At 38.5% G+C, this 16,659-nt stretch carries 13 protein-coding genes; all 13 read right to left on the reverse strand.

The window, feature by feature from the left end; genetic code table 11:
- Positions 1 to 40 precede the first annotated feature (40 nt).
- The 13 genes from ftsZ to mraZ all read right to left on the reverse strand — a co-directional run bounded on the left by ftsZ (position 41) and on the right by mraZ (position 15,824).
- Positions 41 to 1,729, reverse strand: coding sequence for a cell division protein FtsZ (ftsZ, locus tag ACFRAE_RS02230; protein ID WP_422795483.1), 1,689 nt, complete (start codon positions 1,727 to 1,729; stop codon positions 41 to 43).
- Between the two features lie 140 nt (positions 1,730 to 1,869).
- On the reverse strand, positions 1,870 to 3,252 hold the full coding sequence (gene ftsA / locus ACFRAE_RS02235) for a cell division protein FtsA (protein WP_422795484.1): 1,383 nt from the start codon (positions 3,250 to 3,252) through the stop codon (positions 1,870 to 1,872).
- A gap of 39 nt (positions 3,253 to 3,291) precedes the next feature.
- On the reverse strand, positions 3,292 to 4,125 hold the full coding sequence (locus ACFRAE_RS02240; protein WP_422795485.1) for a cell division protein FtsQ: 834 nt from the start codon (positions 4,123 to 4,125) through the stop codon (positions 3,292 to 3,294).
- Positions 4,119 to 5,471, reverse strand: a complete 1,353-nt coding sequence (murC, locus tag ACFRAE_RS02245; RefSeq protein WP_422795486.1) for a UDP-N-acetylmuramate--L-alanine ligase — start codon at positions 5,469 to 5,471, stop codon at positions 4,119 to 4,121. Before murC ends, ACFRAE_RS02240 begins: the two co-directional genes overlap by 7 nt.
- A 5-nt stretch (positions 5,472 to 5,476) precedes the next feature.
- Positions 5,477 to 6,577, reverse strand: a complete 1,101-nt coding sequence (murG, locus tag ACFRAE_RS02250; protein ID WP_422795487.1) for an undecaprenyldiphospho-muramoylpentapeptide beta-N-acetylglucosaminyltransferase — start codon at positions 6,575 to 6,577, stop codon at positions 5,477 to 5,479.
- A gap of 11 nt (positions 6,578 to 6,588) precedes the next feature.
- Positions 6,589 to 7,782, reverse strand: coding sequence for an FtsW/RodA/SpoVE family cell cycle protein (locus tag ACFRAE_RS02255; RefSeq protein ID WP_422795488.1), 1,194 nt, complete (start codon positions 7,780 to 7,782; stop codon positions 6,589 to 6,591).
- Positions 7,783 to 7,790: 8 nt separating this feature from the next.
- Positions 7,791 to 9,164, reverse strand: coding sequence for a UDP-N-acetylmuramoyl-L-alanine--D-glutamate ligase (murD, locus tag ACFRAE_RS02260; protein ID WP_422795489.1), 1,374 nt, complete (start codon positions 9,162 to 9,164; stop codon positions 7,791 to 7,793).
- Between the two features lie 11 nt (positions 9,165 to 9,175).
- Positions 9,176 to 10,420 carry a phospho-N-acetylmuramoyl-pentapeptide-transferase gene (gene mraY / locus ACFRAE_RS02265; protein ID WP_422795490.1) on the reverse strand — a complete coding sequence of 415 codons (1,245 nt, stop codon included), beginning with the start codon at positions 10,418 to 10,420 and terminating at the stop codon, positions 9,176 to 9,178.
- 1 nt (position 10,421) lies between these two features.
- The gene (locus ACFRAE_RS02270) at positions 10,422 to 11,882 is read right to left on the reverse strand and encodes a UDP-N-acetylmuramoyl-L-alanyl-D-glutamate--2,6-diaminopimelate ligase (RefSeq protein ID WP_422795491.1); all 1,461 of its coding nucleotides are present in this window, start codon (positions 11,880 to 11,882) and stop codon (positions 10,422 to 10,424) included.
- 1 nt (position 11,883) lies between these two features.
- On the reverse strand, positions 11,884 to 14,010 hold the full coding sequence (locus ACFRAE_RS02275) for a penicillin-binding transpeptidase domain-containing protein (protein WP_422795492.1): 2,127 nt from the start codon (positions 14,008 to 14,010) through the stop codon (positions 11,884 to 11,886).
- 13 nt (positions 14,011 to 14,023) lie between these two features.
- Complete coding sequence (locus tag ACFRAE_RS02280) at positions 14,024 to 14,434, reverse strand: FtsL-like putative cell division protein (protein WP_422795493.1); 411 nt, start codon at positions 14,432 to 14,434, stop codon at positions 14,024 to 14,026.
- Positions 14,435 to 15,358, reverse strand: a complete 924-nt coding sequence (gene rsmH / locus ACFRAE_RS02285; RefSeq protein WP_422795494.1) for a 16S rRNA (cytosine(1402)-N(4))-methyltransferase RsmH — start codon at positions 15,356 to 15,358, stop codon at positions 14,435 to 14,437.
- Positions 15,351 to 15,824 (reverse strand): division/cell wall cluster transcriptional repressor MraZ, encoded by a 474-nt coding sequence (mraZ, locus tag ACFRAE_RS02290; RefSeq protein ID WP_422795495.1) that lies wholly within the window; start codon positions 15,822 to 15,824, stop codon positions 15,351 to 15,353. Before mraZ ends, rsmH begins: the two co-directional genes overlap by 8 nt.
- Between the last annotated feature and the right edge of the window lie 835 nt (positions 15,825 to 16,659).

Raw genomic sequence — 16,659 nt, forward strand, 5'->3', positions numbered from 1 at the left:
AATCCGAATGATTGCCCTTTTTTAATTAAATAGGATTATGTTAATCTACATTATCATGTAAGAATGAATTGTTTGGTCTAATCTCTGTTTCACCATCATCAAATGATAATGTAAAACGAGAAACTTGAGACTGTGAAGAATGAGGCACATCATCTAAGGTCTTTTGTTTCCTTTTGTAAGCTGGCTCACTTTCCAATTCTTGAAGGCCATTTGAAGACTTCAATTTCATGCTTAATTCTTTCAAACGCAAAATACGTTCTTTAGTTTTTAGCAGTTGATCTTCAAAATTAGACTCTTCTATTTTTGCTTCTTCTAATTCTAGTTCCGCTTTGGGTTGAAATTCTTCTAATTCTTGTTCCTCTTGCGCAGTAGATTGGTAGGCATCAAATACGGTAGGCAACTTAAACTCAAATAAAGATGCCGAAGTTTTTAACTCAAATCCATGTGGATTAGGGTCTTCTTCTACCTCTTCCATATCTGATGTTTGATCCATTTCCAAGGTATGGCGAATCAACTGAGGATCTGCACTTTCAACAACAACCGCTTGTGTAGGTACATTCACCTTGTTTGAGAACAAATCCGTTTGAGGAGGTTCTGGTGTCGTCGTTTCTACCGGCTGAGCTGCTTTCACAAAATTACTTGGATTAACAGCCGTACGTTCTGCAAATTGATTCGTTACTACGGGCTTTACGAAGGCTGAAGTTTGCACTTCCGGAGTTAAGGGAATAGCAATTTTCTCCTTTTCTTTCTCTTTTACACGCTGTTCTGCGGTTTGAAAACCCGTTGCAATAATGGTAACAGAAAGTTCCTCTTCATAATTTTCATCAATACAATTACCCCAAATTAAATCAGCAGATAAGCCTGCTTTTTCTTGGATATAATCTGTAATAATAGCCACCTCATCCATCGTCACTTCACGCGTTCCAGAGGTAATGTTTAATAAGATATAGCGAGCTCCTTCGATTTCATTATCTTTTAATAATGGCGAAGCTAATGCGCCAGTTACCGCTTCCAATGCGCGATGTTCACCTTTAGAGACAGCATTACCCATAATGGCGACACCACTATCATTCATAACCGTTCTAACATCTTTAAAATCGACGTTCACATAGCCAGGAATGGTGATTATTTCAGCGATACCTTTTGCCGCTGTAGTCAAAATATCATCTGCTTTTGCGAAAGCAGCGGTCATCGTTAAATTACCAAAGATCTCACGCAAACGATCATTTGAAATTACTAAATAGGAATCTACATACTTACGCAATTCTTCCAAACCATCTTCGGCTTGCATGCGTCGTCTTTTTCCTTCAAATGTAAAGGGAGTAGTAACTATAGCCACCGTAAGGATACCTAACTCCTTCGCAGCTTTCGCTAAGACAGGACTGGCTCCAGTACCGGTACCACCACCCATACCCGCAGTAATAAACAACATCTTGGTATTGGTACCTAACATACGTTTGATATCTTCAATACTTTCAATCGCTGAGTTCTCACCTACGTCTGGATCTGCACCCGCACCCATACCTTCTGTCAAACTAACTCCTAATTGTACCTTATTTGGAATCGGGCTTAATTCCAATGCTTGCGCATCCGTATTACATACGATGAAATCTACACCACTTATTCCTTGCTTGTACATGTGATTAACGGCATTTCCACCGCCACCACCAACACCAATTACCTTGATAATTGATGAATTCTCCTTTAACATCTCAAATTGTATCGACATATAATTTTCCTATTTAATTCTTCATCAATCGATTACGTTTACGTATCTTGACTCAACAATTCTAATGTAATATTAGCAAATTCTTAACAACAGTTTTCCACATTTGTTAGAATGTGGAAAAAACATAGGCATGTGGATAATTATTTTTTTCCGATAAAAGTATCGTCATCAATGTCGGCACCATCCTTAATCCAATCTCCTAAAATACGAGTCAACCAACTGTCTGTTCTGTTCTTCGTATCCATTATTTCTTTAACGCCAGCTTTCGCTTTTTCGTTTACAGGACCTGCTTTTTTAACAATTTTCTCTTCATTCCGTTTCTCATCTTCCTCAATGGACTGAATACCTTTTATTAATAAACCAATACCTGTTGCATATAGTGGACTCTTTAATTCTTCCAATGCTTGTTTATTCAGCATGTCCGTTTTCGCTAAATACTCATTTGGATAACCGATTCTACAATCGATCCCTGTAATGTATTCCACCAACTGAACTAAATGCTTTAATTGTGCTCCACCACCAGTGATTACTATACCAGCAATCAATTTATTTTCATACCCAGAAGATTTAATTTCATAGTATACGTGCTCGATAATTTCTTCCATTCTAGCTTGAATAATATACGCTAGATTTTTAATCGAAATCTCTTTTGCATCTCTACCACGAATTCCAGGAACACAAATCACTTCATTATCTTTATTTTCATCCGCTAATGCCGAACCATAACGAACCTTAAGTTGTTCTGCTTGGTTACGTAATACAGCACATCCTTGACGAATATCTTCCGTCACGATGTTTCCTCCTAAAGGAATTACAGCCGTATGACGAATTATACCTTCATGGAAAATAGCGACATCCGTAGTACCACCACCAATATCCACGAGTACAACGCCTGCAGTTTTTTCTTCCTCATCCAATACAGCTTCAGAAGAGGCTAAAGGCTCCAGAATTAATTCTGAAACTTCTAAATCTGCATTGTCTACACAACGTTTAATATTTTTAATGTCGGTTACACGACCAGAGATGATGTGAAAATTCGCTTCCACACGTCTTCCAGCCATTCCAATCGGCTCCTTAATTCCCGGTTCATTATCGATGGTAAATTCCTGAGGCAAAACATGAATAATTTCTTCTCCTGGAGGTAAAACCAATTTGAACATATCCGAAATTAATCGTTCTATATCCAAACGACCGATTTCATCATCGTCATTTTTCGTTAAAATTCCCCGGTGCTGAATACTTTTGATGTGCTGCCCCGCAATGCCCACATTCACAATCTTGATATCCACATTCGATTGTCCTTCTGCCACCGATACGGCCTCTCGAATACTAGTTACGGTTTTTTGGATATTGGCAACCACACCACGATTAACTCCTGCAGACTCCGCTTTACCTACACCCAATAACTCCACCTTATTAGAACCACTACGACGACCTACCGTAACACAAATCTTTGTTGTTCCGATATCCAATCCAACTACGATTGGATTTTCTTTTTCATTTTCTACAATTCTAGGTTTCATATGCTGTGTTTGATGCTGTATATTACTTTACTCAATTTCTTATAATACTTTCTTATTCATTTTCATTTGCAAACTATCCATGAACCAATCTCCTTTACGTTCGCAAACAATTTGTCCTCCATATTTCACATTCACTTTGCTGTACGCATCGCTACCCACTTTGGGTAAGATGTGTTTATAAAATGTGGTTAATCGATCCAATTTATAATGCAAGGAATCTGCATTTCCAATGATTAATTGTTGATTTCCAACCCTTGGAACAATTTCGATATCCCGGTCCCCATTTACATATAATTGAACGATCTGATTGGACCATAAATCATCTTCTTTAGTCTCCTGCACTATCTTTATTAAATCCTTTACCAAATTCGACTTCACTGGTTCTAAAGCCTTTTGATATCCTTCTGAAATATTTCCATTAGCAACCATTACATGCGGAACATATTTTAAAGTCACCGGTATTTTTTGATTGTTTGAATCCACGTAATACTCACGACCTTGCTGGTTAATAATTCGAATTACGACATCCCTTTGTTGCACAGCCACCTGCATTTTACCATCCATATCCATATGCACATCTGCAGCCGATACGTAAGGTGACTTCAACAATTCATTTTCAATTTGTTGCAATGGGATTTCCTTTAAGGAGCGACCAACCACTGTCCCAAATTTCTCTTTGATAATCGTCGAAATATCTTGTTGATCGATAAATGTTTCCTTTCCCTCCACCAACACTTTTAAGGAAGTACATACTTGAACTTCATCTTTCTTACCCACTAAACTCATCAACATCGTAATCCCTCCTAAGGCCACTAGACCCAGAAAGAAAAAAGCAACTTGCTTCCATTGGATGTTTTTAATACGTTCTAGCATGAAAGTATTTCTTTTATGGGTTTGACTAATTTATCGATATCTCCTGCACCTACCGTTACGACTAATTCCGGTTTTTCTTCTGTTATGATTTGTAGCACAGCTTCAGGACTAACCAAGCGTTTATGCTCCATGTTAATTTTAGCTAATAACCAAGAAGAGTCTACCCCTTCGATTGGTAATTCTCGTGCCGGATAAATTTCCATCAACATTAACTCATCAGCCAATGCCAATACTTCCGCAAATCCATCGACAAAATCTCGGGTCCTACTAAATAAATGTGGTTGAAAAACAACCGTCAATTTTTTGTTCGGATACAGTTTTTTCATGGATGTTAAAAATGCCCTCAACTCTTCAGGGTGATGCGCATAATCATCGATGTAAACCGAAGAATCGGATTTTACCAGGTATTCAAAACGACGCTTAACTCCTTTGAAGTTTCCTAGCGCTTGAACAATTTTATCTGTAGAAATATCTAATAATTTAGCAACTGTAATTGCAGCCACTGCATTTTCTACATTATGCAAACCCGGAATCCCCAAGGCTATATTTTTTATTTGATAATCGGCAGCGATGTAATCGAAGTAAAATGTTCCATCTTGAACTTGTACATTCGTTGCATAAGCATCTGCCAGCTGTTCCCTAGCATAACTGATGGTTCCTGAAAAAGGTAAGCCTGTTTTCACGATTTGCTCGCCACCTGGAACTACTCGATCCAAAAACAACTTAAACGATGTAATCAATTCATTGGCATCACCATAAATGTCCAAATGATCAGCATCGGCAGAAGTTACGATGGCAATATTAGGATGTAATGTTAAAAATGAACGATCATATTCATCGGCTTCCACTACCACCACATTATTGTCCCCAAATAGCACATTGTTATTATAGTTCGTACTTATTCCTCCTAAAAAGGCCGAACAATCATACCCGCTGTCTTTTAAGATATGAGCCACCATACTCGAAGTCGTCGTTTTCCCATGCGTTCCTGCGACCGCAATGGTAAACCTACTTTCCGAGATCAAGCCCAGTACCTGAGAACGTTTATACAACTCAAATCCTAAACCCAAGAAATAAGCCTTGAGTTGCAAATCCTTTGGAATAGCAGGCGTAAATATCAACAAGATATCATCGTTCAACGATTGAAACGCAGTAGGTACGGTCTCCTGATCATCTGTATAGCTAATTGAAATACCTTCAGATTCTAAAGTTCTAGTCAATTCAGTAGAGGTACGGTCATAGCCCGCAACTTCGCAACCCAAATGAAAGAAATACCGTGCCAATCCGCTCATCCCGATTCCACCAATACCCAACAGATAAACACGTTTTATTTGATCGATTTTCATCTTACCTAGTTCTTTATAATGTTTAATATTTCCTTTGCAATAACTTCATCTGCATCAGGCAATGCTAATTTTTTTATATTTTCTCCGTATACCGCTTGTTCATTCGGATGATTAATCAAATGCACTATTTGTTGAATTAAATCTTGACGTGCATCTTGATCTTTAACAACGATTGCTGCATGATGATTCGCGAGTGCCATTGCGTTTTTCGTTTGGTGATCATCCGAAACATTTGGTGATGGAACCAATACAACTGGCTTACCAATCACACATAATTCAGAAATAGTTCCTGCACCTGCTCTAGCTACAATGATATCTGCTGCAGCATAGGCGTAGTCCATACGATCTAAAAATGGCATAAGCTTTACTTCTACCGGTAGATTTTCACCCCATTTTGCTTGCAATTGTTCATAGTAATAACTACCACATTGCCATATCACTTGGATACCCGCATCTACCAATTGCGGTATTCCAGCTTCGATACAATCATTTAATGTCAAAGCGCCCAAACTACCGCCAGTAACTAAGAGGGTTTTCTTATTCAGATCCATTTGAAAGGCATGAATAGCTTCCTCACGTTTACCTGCTATTTTTACAGCCGCTTTACGAATAGGATTTCCGGTTAAAAGAATCCGTTCTTTAGGAAAAAAACGTTCCATACCTTCATAAGCAACACAAATTTTCCTAGCCTTTTGACCTAATTTCTTGTTCGTCAATCCAGCATATGAATTTTGTTCTTGGATAATGGTTGGCAAACCAATCATGTTGGCCATCATCAACAAGGGACCTGAAGCATATCCACCTACTCCTATTGCCGCTTCTGCTTTAAACTGTTTGAGAACTTTTCTAGCCTTCCATAAACTTTTAAGCATTTTGAAAGGTAAAGCGATATTTTTCAACATCGATTGCCTGTTGATTCCTGCGATATCCAAACCTACAATTTCATAGCCTGCCGCAGGTACCCGTTCCATTTCCATTTTTCCATTTGCGCCAACAAATAAAATTTCAGTATCTGGAGCAATTTGTTTTAACGCATTGGCAATAGCAATAGCCGGGAAGATATGTCCTCCTGTACCGCCACCACTGATAATTACTTTATGCGCCATATTTCTTTATATTAAATAGTGCCTACTACGACTTTTTTCGAACCTCTCGTAGGTACTAAATCTTCTTTTTGTTTCAATTCTTCAATATTCCTACTCACACTCAAGATAATCCCTAAGGCCACAGATGTAAATAAGATAGACGTTCCACCCATACTAACTAGGGGTAGTGGAACTCCTGTTACAGGACCCAAGCCTACTGCAACAGCCATATTCGCTAATGCCTGAATGGTTAAACTAAACCCTAAGCCTGCTGCCAAAAATGCGCCGAATGCCCTAGGACTTAAGGTGACAATTCGAATACAACGGTACATGAGTGCGATGTATAAAAACAAAAGTACTGCCCCTCCTATGGTCCCATACTCTTCAATAATGATTGCAAAAATAAAATCTGAATACGGGTGAGGTAAAACATTCCGCTGCACACTATTTCCAGCTCCCTTACCAAATAATTGTCCTGTAGCAATAGCTATCTTGGCATTATTCGCCTGAAAGTTTTTATCATCTTGAAAACTACTTTTCCCTGCATGAACCTGCTCATTATTAAAAAATCCATTCACACGACTCACATAGGTTTCACTTCTAGGTCCTAAGAAAACTACTAAAGTCAATAACAAACCGCCTCCAACACAAACCACAGCAATTTGTTTAAAGTCTATCCGTCCAATCATTAATAACAGGATGCTCACGCTAAACAGCATCAGTGCTGTCGATAAATTTGCTAATGCGATTAATACAAAAACCGCACATACCGCACCCATAATGGGGATAAATGACTTTTTAATATCCTTAATCTCCTCTTGTTTACGAGATAGCATCCGAGCTAAAAAAGTAATTAACGCTAACTTGGCTAAATCCGATGTTTGAAACGTTTGATTGATAATCGGAATGGTCAACCAACGACTCGCTTGGTTCACCTGTTCTCCAAAAACCAACGTGTAAAACAGCAATGGAATCGTAATCACCATCAGTAATTTGGATATGCCTGCGTAGTACCGATAATCTAATTTATGGGATAAATACATTAATCCTAAACCGGCAACTATGATAAAAAAGTGCTTAAACAGGTACATCTCTGTCCCTTTGCCTTCTTTATAAGCAAGTGTACCTACCGAACTATAAACGGCCAATAGAGACCAGATAGACAATAGAATAACTATTATCCAAATCCATTTATCGCCCTTAAGTTTAGAAAAAATTAAATCCATACTCATTTTTACAAAGTCATTACAGCCGCTTTAAATTTATCTCCTCGATCTTCATAATTTTTGAACCAATCGAAGCTTGCACATGCAGGGGATAACAAAACGGTATCACCTTTTTTCGCCAAGTGCGAAGCTATTTGAACAGCATCACTCATGGAAGCGCTATTTACAATTACATCTGTATCATCTTCAAAAGCCTCATGAATACGAGTGCTATCTTTACCTATACAAATAATTGCTTTCACTTTAGTACGTACTAAATCCCGCAACATTTCATAATCATTACCTTTATCTACACCCCCCATGATTAAAACGATGTCTGCAGGAAAACTTTCCAATGCATACCAAACGGAATTAACATTCGTTGCCTTAGAATCATTGATATAATTAACCCCACCAATACCTGCAACATGCTCTAAACGATGCTCCACATTCACAAAGGAACCCATACTCTCCTTCATCGTTTGATTGCGAAGTTCTTGTACTTTGGCAATCAATCCCGCTGCACTATTGTTGTACACATTGTGCTTTCCTTGTAATGATAATTCTTCAATATTCATGGTAAAAATCTCGCTATTAGGTAGTATAATTTTTAAATTATGATCTGCGTCAACATAAGCTCCTTGACTCAAGTCTTTTTCTTGGGTGAAAGGCAAATGCATAGCAGGAGTTTGAAAACGTTGAATAGCATTCATCGTTTCTGGATCGTCTAAGCAATATATAAAGGCGTCTTTGCTAGTTTGATTTTGTATCATTCTAAATTTAGAAGCCACGTATTTTTCCAACTGGTAATCGTATCGGTCTAAATGATCTGCGGTAATATTTAAGATCACAGCCACATCTGCACGAAAGTGATACATGTCATCCAACATAAAGCTGGATATTTCCAATACATACACCTCATGTTGTTCACGAGCCACTTGCCAAGCAAAGCTGTTCCCGATATTCCCCGCTAAACCCACATCCACACCTGCATTCTTTAACAAGTAATAGGTCAGCATACTGGTGGTCGTTTTTCCATTCGATCCCGTAATACAATATAATTTTGCATCCGTATACTGTGCTGCAAATTCAATCTCCGAAATCATGGGAATTTTTGCCTCACGAATTGTTTGAATCAATGCCACCTTTTCAGGAATCCCAGGACTTTTAATAATCAGGTCCGCTTGTAAAATGATTTCTTTCGTATGGATCCCTTCTTCGAATGAAATACCTTCTTCATTCAACAGTGCTTTGTAATGATCAGTGATCATGCCCATATCAGAGACAAACACATCGAAGCCTTTATCTTTTCCAAGAATTGCTGCGCCTACGCCACTCTCTCCTGCACCTAGTATGACTAAGCGACCTGTTTGTGGATAATATGTATGTGCAATATTTGACATTCCTGTAATACTTATCTCGTTTTTAATGTAACTATTGTTAATATGGCTAAGATGATGGACACGATAACAAATCGGGTCACAATCTTAGACTCGTGATATCCTTTTTTCTGATAGTGATGATGCAAAGGCGACATCAAAAATATACGCCTTCCCTCCCCATATTTTTTCTTCGTGTATTTAAAATATGCCACTTGAATAATTACCGACAATTCTTCAATTAGGAAGATTCCACACAGCACTGGGATTAATAATTCCTTACGAATTAAAATAGCAAATGTGGCGATGATCCCTCCAATAGTCAAACTTCCCGTATCGCCCATAAAAACTTGAGCTGGATAGGCATTATACCATAGAAACCCAGTACATGCTCCTATGAATGCTCCTGCGAAAATTACCAACTCGCCGGAATTTGGGATATACATAATATTCAAATAATCAGAGAAAATAATGTTACCCGACACATACGCTAAGATGGCCAATGTAATACCCATAATGGCTGAAGTGCCCGTGGCCAATCCGTCTATTCCATCGGTCAGATTCGCGCCATTGGAAACGGCCGTAATGATGAATACAATAACCACTAAAAACAACATAAAGGTTACCCAAGGATTATTCAACCCAAATACATTCAACACCTTTGCATAATCAAACTCATTATTCTTATACAATGGAATATTTGTTTTTGTAGACTTTACATTCTCTGCATAGGTCTTTTCCCCTGTAGATGGATTAATAATAACCTCCACTGGTGTAGAAGAAGTAGGGTTCGTAACTTGTTGACGAACGACAATGTCCGGATGAAAATACATCGTACAAGCTATAATAATCCCTAAACCGATCTGACCAATAACTTTAAATCGACCCGCTAGTCCTTCTTTATTTTTACGAAAAACCTTGATATAATCATCTAAAAAACCAATAGCACCCATCCAAACAGTCGTTATAATCATCAAAATGATATAGATGTTGGTAATTTTGGCAAACAACAAGGTGGGAATTAATATACCTGCTATAATAATTAAACCACCCATCGTTGGGGTACCTTGCTTCTTTTTTTCTCCTTCTAATCCTAAATCACGAATAGTTTCTCCCACTTGCTTTTGATGCAATAATCGAATTAATCGACTACCATAAACGGTTGTAATCAATAACGACACAATCACCGCCATAGCCGTACGGAAGGAGATGTACTGTAATAGTCCAGCTCCAGGTATATGAATATGTTCGTTAAGCCAAGTGAATAAATAATATAACATGCTATGCGTTATGTTCGTTAAAAATCTTTATTAGTTCTTCTTTATCATCAAAGTGGTTTTTCACTCCGTTTATTTCTTGGTATTTTTCATGCCCTTTTCCTGCCACTAGAATAACATCTCCTGGTTGCGCCAAATGAAAAGCCGCACGAATTGCCTCGCGACGATCCGTAATAGAAAAGACATGTTTTTTTTGATCTACTGGCACACCTGCTTCCATTTCTTTAATAATCACATTGGGATCTTCAGATCTTGGATTATCAGAGGTCAGGATCACTTTATTACTTAATCGGACTGCCACTTCGGCCATTTCTGGACGTTTCGTTTTATCGCGATCGCCTCCACAACCCAAAACCGTAAAAATCTGCTGATTCGGTTGACGTAATTTTTGAACGGTTTCCAATACATTTTCAACAGCGTCTGGCGTATGTGCATAATCGACAATAGCAATCACTCCATGGCTAGATTTGAGCGTTTCAAATCTTCCTTCAGCACCTGAAACCTCACTTAATGCAGTTAACACTTTGATCGTCTCTTGCTCTAAAAGAATCGCAGCTCCATATACAGCTAGGATATTATAGGCATTAAATTCACCCACCAATTTCACCCAGACCTGTTGATGATCTATATCCAACAACATCCCGTCAAAATGATTTTCTAAAATCTTCGCTTTAAAATCCGCTAATTGCTGTAAACCATAGGTTTTTTTATGTGCAAATGAATTTTGCAACATCACCATCCCATTCTTATCATCGGTATTGGTTAATGCAAAAGCAAAGCGATCCAAATCATCGAAAAACTTTTTCTTGGCTGCAATGTAATTAGAAAAAGTACCATGAAAATCTAAATGATCATGCGTGATATTGCTGAAAATTCCACCTGCAAATCGAAGTCCAGCGATACGCTGTTGAATGATGGCATGTGAGCTGACTTCCATAAAACAATAATCACAGCCTTCTTCCACCATTTCCTGCAACAAAGCGTTTAAGGACACCGGATCTGGAGTCGTATGGGTAGATGGGATTATTCGATCAGCAATTTGATTCTGAACAGTGGAAAGCAATCCTACTTGATAGCCTAATTTCTTAAATAAATTAAACAAAAGTGTAGCAATCGTCGTCTTCCCATTGGTACCTGTTACCCCTACCAACTTTAATTTGTTAGAAGGTCTACCATAAAAATTAGAGGATATAACCCCTAATGCATAGGAAGAATCATCGACTAAAATGTACACTCGATCGGCTAAGAAGGTATTTGGATATTCTTCGACTACCACAATAGAAACACCAGCTGCAATAGCTTTTTCAACAAAAAGATGCCCATCTGTTTGATGACCACGAACTGCAACAAACAATCCGCCGGGAGCAGCTTTTCTAGAATCCAAGCAGATACTTTCTACTGGAGTCTCCAAGTCACCCTTGTAGTCCCTTACTGGTATAGCGTGTAACAGTTCTTTTAAAATCATATTAATTCAATTCGATTAAGACCGGAGTTCCCGTTTTTAAACGTTGACCCGCAGCCAATGATTGATTGACCACTTTTCCTTTTCCTTTGACAGTTGTTTTATATCCTGAGTTTTCTAAGGCAAACAACGCGTCTACCAATCCCATCCCTTTGACATTAGGTACCACTCCTTCTTGAAATTGTACTTCGGTAAATGCCGCCGCAACTTGATTGGCACTATCTTTTTCTGATTGCACTATGGCATTCCAGTTTATCGTTTTAAAACCTAGTTGTTCATATACTTTCGCTGTAGCTTCTTTGGAACCTTTCAATGTATAAGGCGTCTTTGAGCCGCTACTATTTACTACCCGTTGATTAAAAGTATGATGTAGGGATAAATCATTTGCATATACCATATCCGCAAGCTCTCTAAATACGGGACCAGCAATCGCTCCTCCATAATATCCTTTCCTAGGGTTACGAATGACTACGATCATTGAGTATTTCGGATTTTCCGCGGGAAAGTATCCTGCAAATGAAGACTGGTACCGTCTTGCGCCATATCCCCGATCACCATCCGCCATTTGCGCTGTTCCCGTTTTTCCAGCAGAAGTGTATAATGGACTTCTTAACCGCTTTCCAGTCCCCTCTTCCATCACTCCAACCATCATCTCTTGCATTTTCTTGATTGCATCTTTAGACGCGATTTGATCATTTATCACGCGTGCATCAAATTTCTTAACGGTACTTCCTAAATGTTGAATTTCTTTTACAAATAATGGTGCAATCATTTTTCCATCATTGGCTACTGCGTTAAACAAGGTTAACATTTGCAAAGGCGTAAATTTCAATTCATACCCATAAGCCATCTGAACTAATGATAATTTACTCCATGAACGACTACTTGGCATTTTTACCCAAGGATTCGCTTCCCCAGGAATTTGAAGCCCTAAGGGTTGGTTTAATCCCCATTTATGTAGTTTTCCAGTAAATTTTGCTGGATCATTCCCATAATGCTGATTTATTAATTTCGCAACACCTACATTCGAAGATTCTTCAAAAGCCTCTTTGGCTGTCATTCTTGATTTTTTTGGTGCATGCGAATCTTTAATCGTATGTGCTGGTACTTTATATGTGCCATTACCGACATCAACAATCGTATTGGTATCTATTTTTCCATCATCCAAGGCGACCAAATAGGAGGCAACTTTAAAAGTCGAGCCAGGATCCGCTCCTTGCGCAATGGCATAATTAAACTTCTCCCTAAACACGCCTTCAGCATCTCTTGTAAAATTGGCTATTGCTCGAACCTCACCCGTTTTCACTTCCATCAAGACCACACAACCATTATCGGCATCACTTTCAATCAATTGTTTTTCCAATGCCCTTTGCGCCATATCTTGCATGTTTACATCGATCGTCGCAATAATATCAGAACCATCGGTTGGTGCTACTTCCATTTCCCGATTTACAGGAATCCATACCCCACCTGCTATACGCTGCATCAACTGCACCCCACTTCTTCCTTCGATATAATCTCCGTACGCCCCCTCTAATCCTACACGTACCGTATCTCCTTTTGTATTCTTATAGCCTATAGTTCGCGCTGCAAGATTGGTAAATGGCAAAATGCGTTTATTCTCACGTACGGCAATTAAACTACTTGAAAACCGCTGCTTCCCTTCTTTAAAGGTTTTGAATAATGGAAATTTCCGCAATTCTTTTAAAGTCTGATGACTTACCGCACGTTTCAACAAAACATAACGTTGTTTTTTGGCTCTCGCTTCTTTCAATTGCGCCAAGTATTGCCTAGAAGATTTATCAGCAAAATATTTAGACATCCGTACCGCTAGGGAGTCTACATGAGCATTAAACACATCATTATGCGTAATAGGGATTGCCATCGCATCAAAACGGATATCGTATTCCGGAACTGAAGTAGCCAATAAACTGCCATCGTTGGAATAAATATTCCCTCTAGCCGCTTCAACTACGCGCTCTTTTATGGTCAAACTATCTGCGATATCGCGCCATCGGTCTCCATCAATGTATTGTAAATGCAATAATTTCCCGAATACCAACAAAGCACCAAATACCATTAGCCCGAACGCCAGGTAGACCCTAATCAATATGGATTTCCTAATATTCATTTATTGGTACGCTTTAGTTGTTTTCTTTTACAATTTCTAGTTTTATAGGTGGTTCTGTGCGTTCTTTTAACCCTAAGGTATCCGCACGTTTTGCTATTTCCGTTTGCGTAGTCAATTTCATCAACTCCGCATTCAATGATTTAAAATCCCAACTTAATTCCTTCACTTCTCGCCCCAACTTATCAATTCTTCTAACGGTATTTTCTGCCAAATGCCTATTACTGATATACAATAACCCTAAAAAAGCAAGAAATGCCACAAATGGCAAATTCTTCGTTACGAGGTAGGCAGAGATTTTTTGTTGAGAAAAAAACGTTTTTATAAAATTTTCCGTCTCCTCGACTTTCTCTTCTACAGCATCCGACAATTCCTCCTGAACTTCTTCACTGAGCTCTTTTTGTTTTATCGTATTCTGCTTCGCCATTTATTCCTCCACGTTTAATTTCTCCGCAATTCGAAGCTTCGCACTTCGCGCTCTATTATTTCGAAGCACCTCTTCCGAAGTAGCAACAATGGCTTTTCTACTTATTACTTTAAAGGGTTTAATTTCATTGCCAAAAAAATCTTTCTCCACCTCTCCTTTGAATTTTCCTTTTGCCATAAAATTCTTCACCAAGCGATCCTCTAACGAATGATACGACATCACGACTAAGCGTCCTTCTTCTTTTAAAACAGCCGTCGTTTGTGTTAAAAATTCTTGTAAAGCCTCTAACTCTTTATTTACTTCAATACGCAAAGCTTGAAACACTTGCGCATGATATTTATGATCTTTTCCTTTAGGAACGTGTTTTTGTATAACCGATTTCAACTCATCAACGGTTTGTATTTCACGCGTCAATCTTGCTGTAACAATAGTTTTTGCCAACGATTTCGCATTTTGGATTTCTCCATACATCCCGAATATCCGATGCAACTGTTCCTCAGAATACGTTTGCAATACTTTTCTGGCATCTAAATCGGAAATCTGATCCATACGCATATCCAGATCTGCATCAAACCGAATGGAAAAACCGCGATCCGCTGCATCAAATTGATGCGAAGAGACGCCCAAATCTGCCAGAATCCCATCCACTTGCTTCACCCCCTCCAGACGTAAATAATTTTTTAAGAACCTAAAATTCTGATGAATCAGCGTAAAGCGATCGTCTTGAATGGCATTATGAATAGCATCAGGATCCTGATCAAAAGCAATCAATCGACCTTTAGGCCCCAAATGCTTTATAATTTCTTTTGAATGACCTCCGCCACCAAACGTAACATCCACATAAATACCATTTGGATTAATAGCCAATGCCTCTATGCATTCCTGCAACATCACAGGAACATGATATTCGATTTCCTTATTCATTATCCATACCTCCAAAATCAAATCCACCCATTACTTCTTCCGCTAGTGCCGCAAAGTCTTCGCCCATATCTTCACCCATCAATTGATCGTATACAGGTTTTGACCACACTTCAATTTTATCAAATTGACATGCCAACACCACTTCCCCCTCTATGCCTGCATATTCTAACAAACCTTTCGGAAGCAAAACCCTACCCGCAGCATCCAAAGCAAGCTCGGTTGCACCACGCATAAATTGCCGAACAAAATTTCTGTTCTTCAAATTATATTGATTCAACTTCGCTAATTGCTGCATTTTCTTATTCCATTCCTCTCGGGTATAAATCACTAAATTTTTCTCAAAACCGCGATTCACTACAAGCCCCTCCCGCTCCGCTTCCGGCAGTTGCCGTTTAAGCGCAGCAGGAACCACCATTCTTCCTTTGGTGTCCAACTTGCATTCGAATTCTCCGATTAATTGAATCATATAGTATTACCCTACATTAATTATAATGTAAAAGTATACACTTTCTCCCACAATCTCCCACAATGCCCCACAAAAAAGTTTTCCACATACAGATTTAACCACAAAAATTCGCTCAGAGACCGTAAAAACCAAGGATACTATTGAATTTCAACCCATTAGATTTTGTATCATTTCCTTTATTTCCCCCTATTTTAAAGCGCTAAATCACTCTATTTCAGAAGAAAAATTCGAAAAATATCGCTGTAGTGGGGCAAAGTGGTAGTGGTTAAAAACAAGCCTTATTAAGGTATAGATTTACTAAAATTCCGAGGTCTTTTGCTGACCCTTAAACCTAAATTTTTAGCAAAATTTATCAAAGATTAGTATTGATTAAAAATATCATGACATATTTAAATATTTATTAAAAAAAACAAAATTCTGACGATGAAAATCTCCTACTTTCCCACTCCTTCTGCTGCTGTATACCTTGCCCTAAATCTTCGGTCCTACTTCCCAAATTTCATCTGTATTATTAGGAACATCCATAGGTTCATCGACGTATCTCCTTCGGAGATGATTCGCTTTTTTCCGAAGAAGATCCGATGGAGATCCAAAGTAGATCCGTCTAAAATGCGCTTAAGTTTAATGAACGGATAAGCAGATCGATGACTAAAACCACCCTTTTACACGATTCTTAAGTTCCAAAGCCTGCATAGAAAAGGCCATCGCATCCTCATTAGAAATAATTAAAGGAATAGGTTTAGTCATGGTCTTATTGACCCATCTTAGCATCCTAAATCGGGAATTATAAGGATAAAGGGCTATTTTTTTTAATAATTTATAGTAATTTTAAGCA

The sequence above is a fragment of the Sphingobacterium sp. HJSM2_6 genome (assembly GCF_049316305.1).
Classification (GTDB): domain Bacteria; phylum Bacteroidota; class Bacteroidia; order Sphingobacteriales; family Sphingobacteriaceae; genus Sphingobacterium.

Bases quoted from the DNA above. Each gene is read 5' to 3' on its own strand.
- ftsZ (WP_422795483.1), bottom strand. From the start codon at position 1,729: ATGTCGATACAATTTGAGATGTTAAAGGAGAATTCATCAATTATCAAG.
- ftsA (WP_422795484.1), bottom strand. From the start codon at position 3,252: ATGAAACCTAGAATTGTAGAAAATGAAAAAGAAAATCCAATCGTAGTT.
- ACFRAE_RS02240 (WP_422795485.1), bottom strand. From the start codon at position 4,125: ATGCTAGAACGTATTAAAAACATCCAATGGAAGCAAGTTGCTTTTTTC.
- murC (WP_422795486.1), bottom strand. From the start codon at position 5,471: ATGAAAATCGATCAAATAAAACGTGTTTATCTGTTGGGTATTGGTGGA.
- murG (WP_422795487.1), bottom strand. From the start codon at position 6,577: ATGGCGCATAAAGTAATTATCAGTGGTGGCGGTACAGGAGGACATATC.
- ACFRAE_RS02255 (WP_422795488.1), bottom strand. From the start codon at position 7,782: ATGGATTTAATTTTTTCTAAACTTAAGGGCGATAAATGGATTTGGATA.
- murD (WP_422795489.1), bottom strand. From the start codon at position 9,164: ATGTCAAATATTGCACATACATATTATCCACAAACAGGTCGCTTAGTC.
- mraY (WP_422795490.1), bottom strand. From the start codon at position 10,420: ATGTTATATTATTTATTCACTTGGCTTAACGAACATATTCATATACCT.
- ACFRAE_RS02270 (WP_422795491.1), bottom strand. From the start codon at position 11,882: ATGATTTTAAAAGAACTGTTACACGCTATACCAGTAAGGGACTACAAG.
- ACFRAE_RS02275 (WP_422795492.1), bottom strand. From the start codon at position 14,010: ATGAATATTAGGAAATCCATATTGATTAGGGTCTACCTGGCGTTCGGG.
- ACFRAE_RS02280 (WP_422795493.1), bottom strand. From the start codon at position 14,434: ATGGCGAAGCAGAATACGATAAAACAAAAAGAGCTCAGTGAAGAAGTT.
- rsmH (WP_422795494.1), bottom strand. From the start codon at position 15,358: ATGAATAAGGAAATCGAATATCATGTTCCTGTGATGTTGCAGGAATGC.
- mraZ (WP_422795495.1), bottom strand. From the start codon at position 15,824: ATGATTCAATTAATCGGAGAATTCGAATGCAAGTTGGACACCAAAGGA.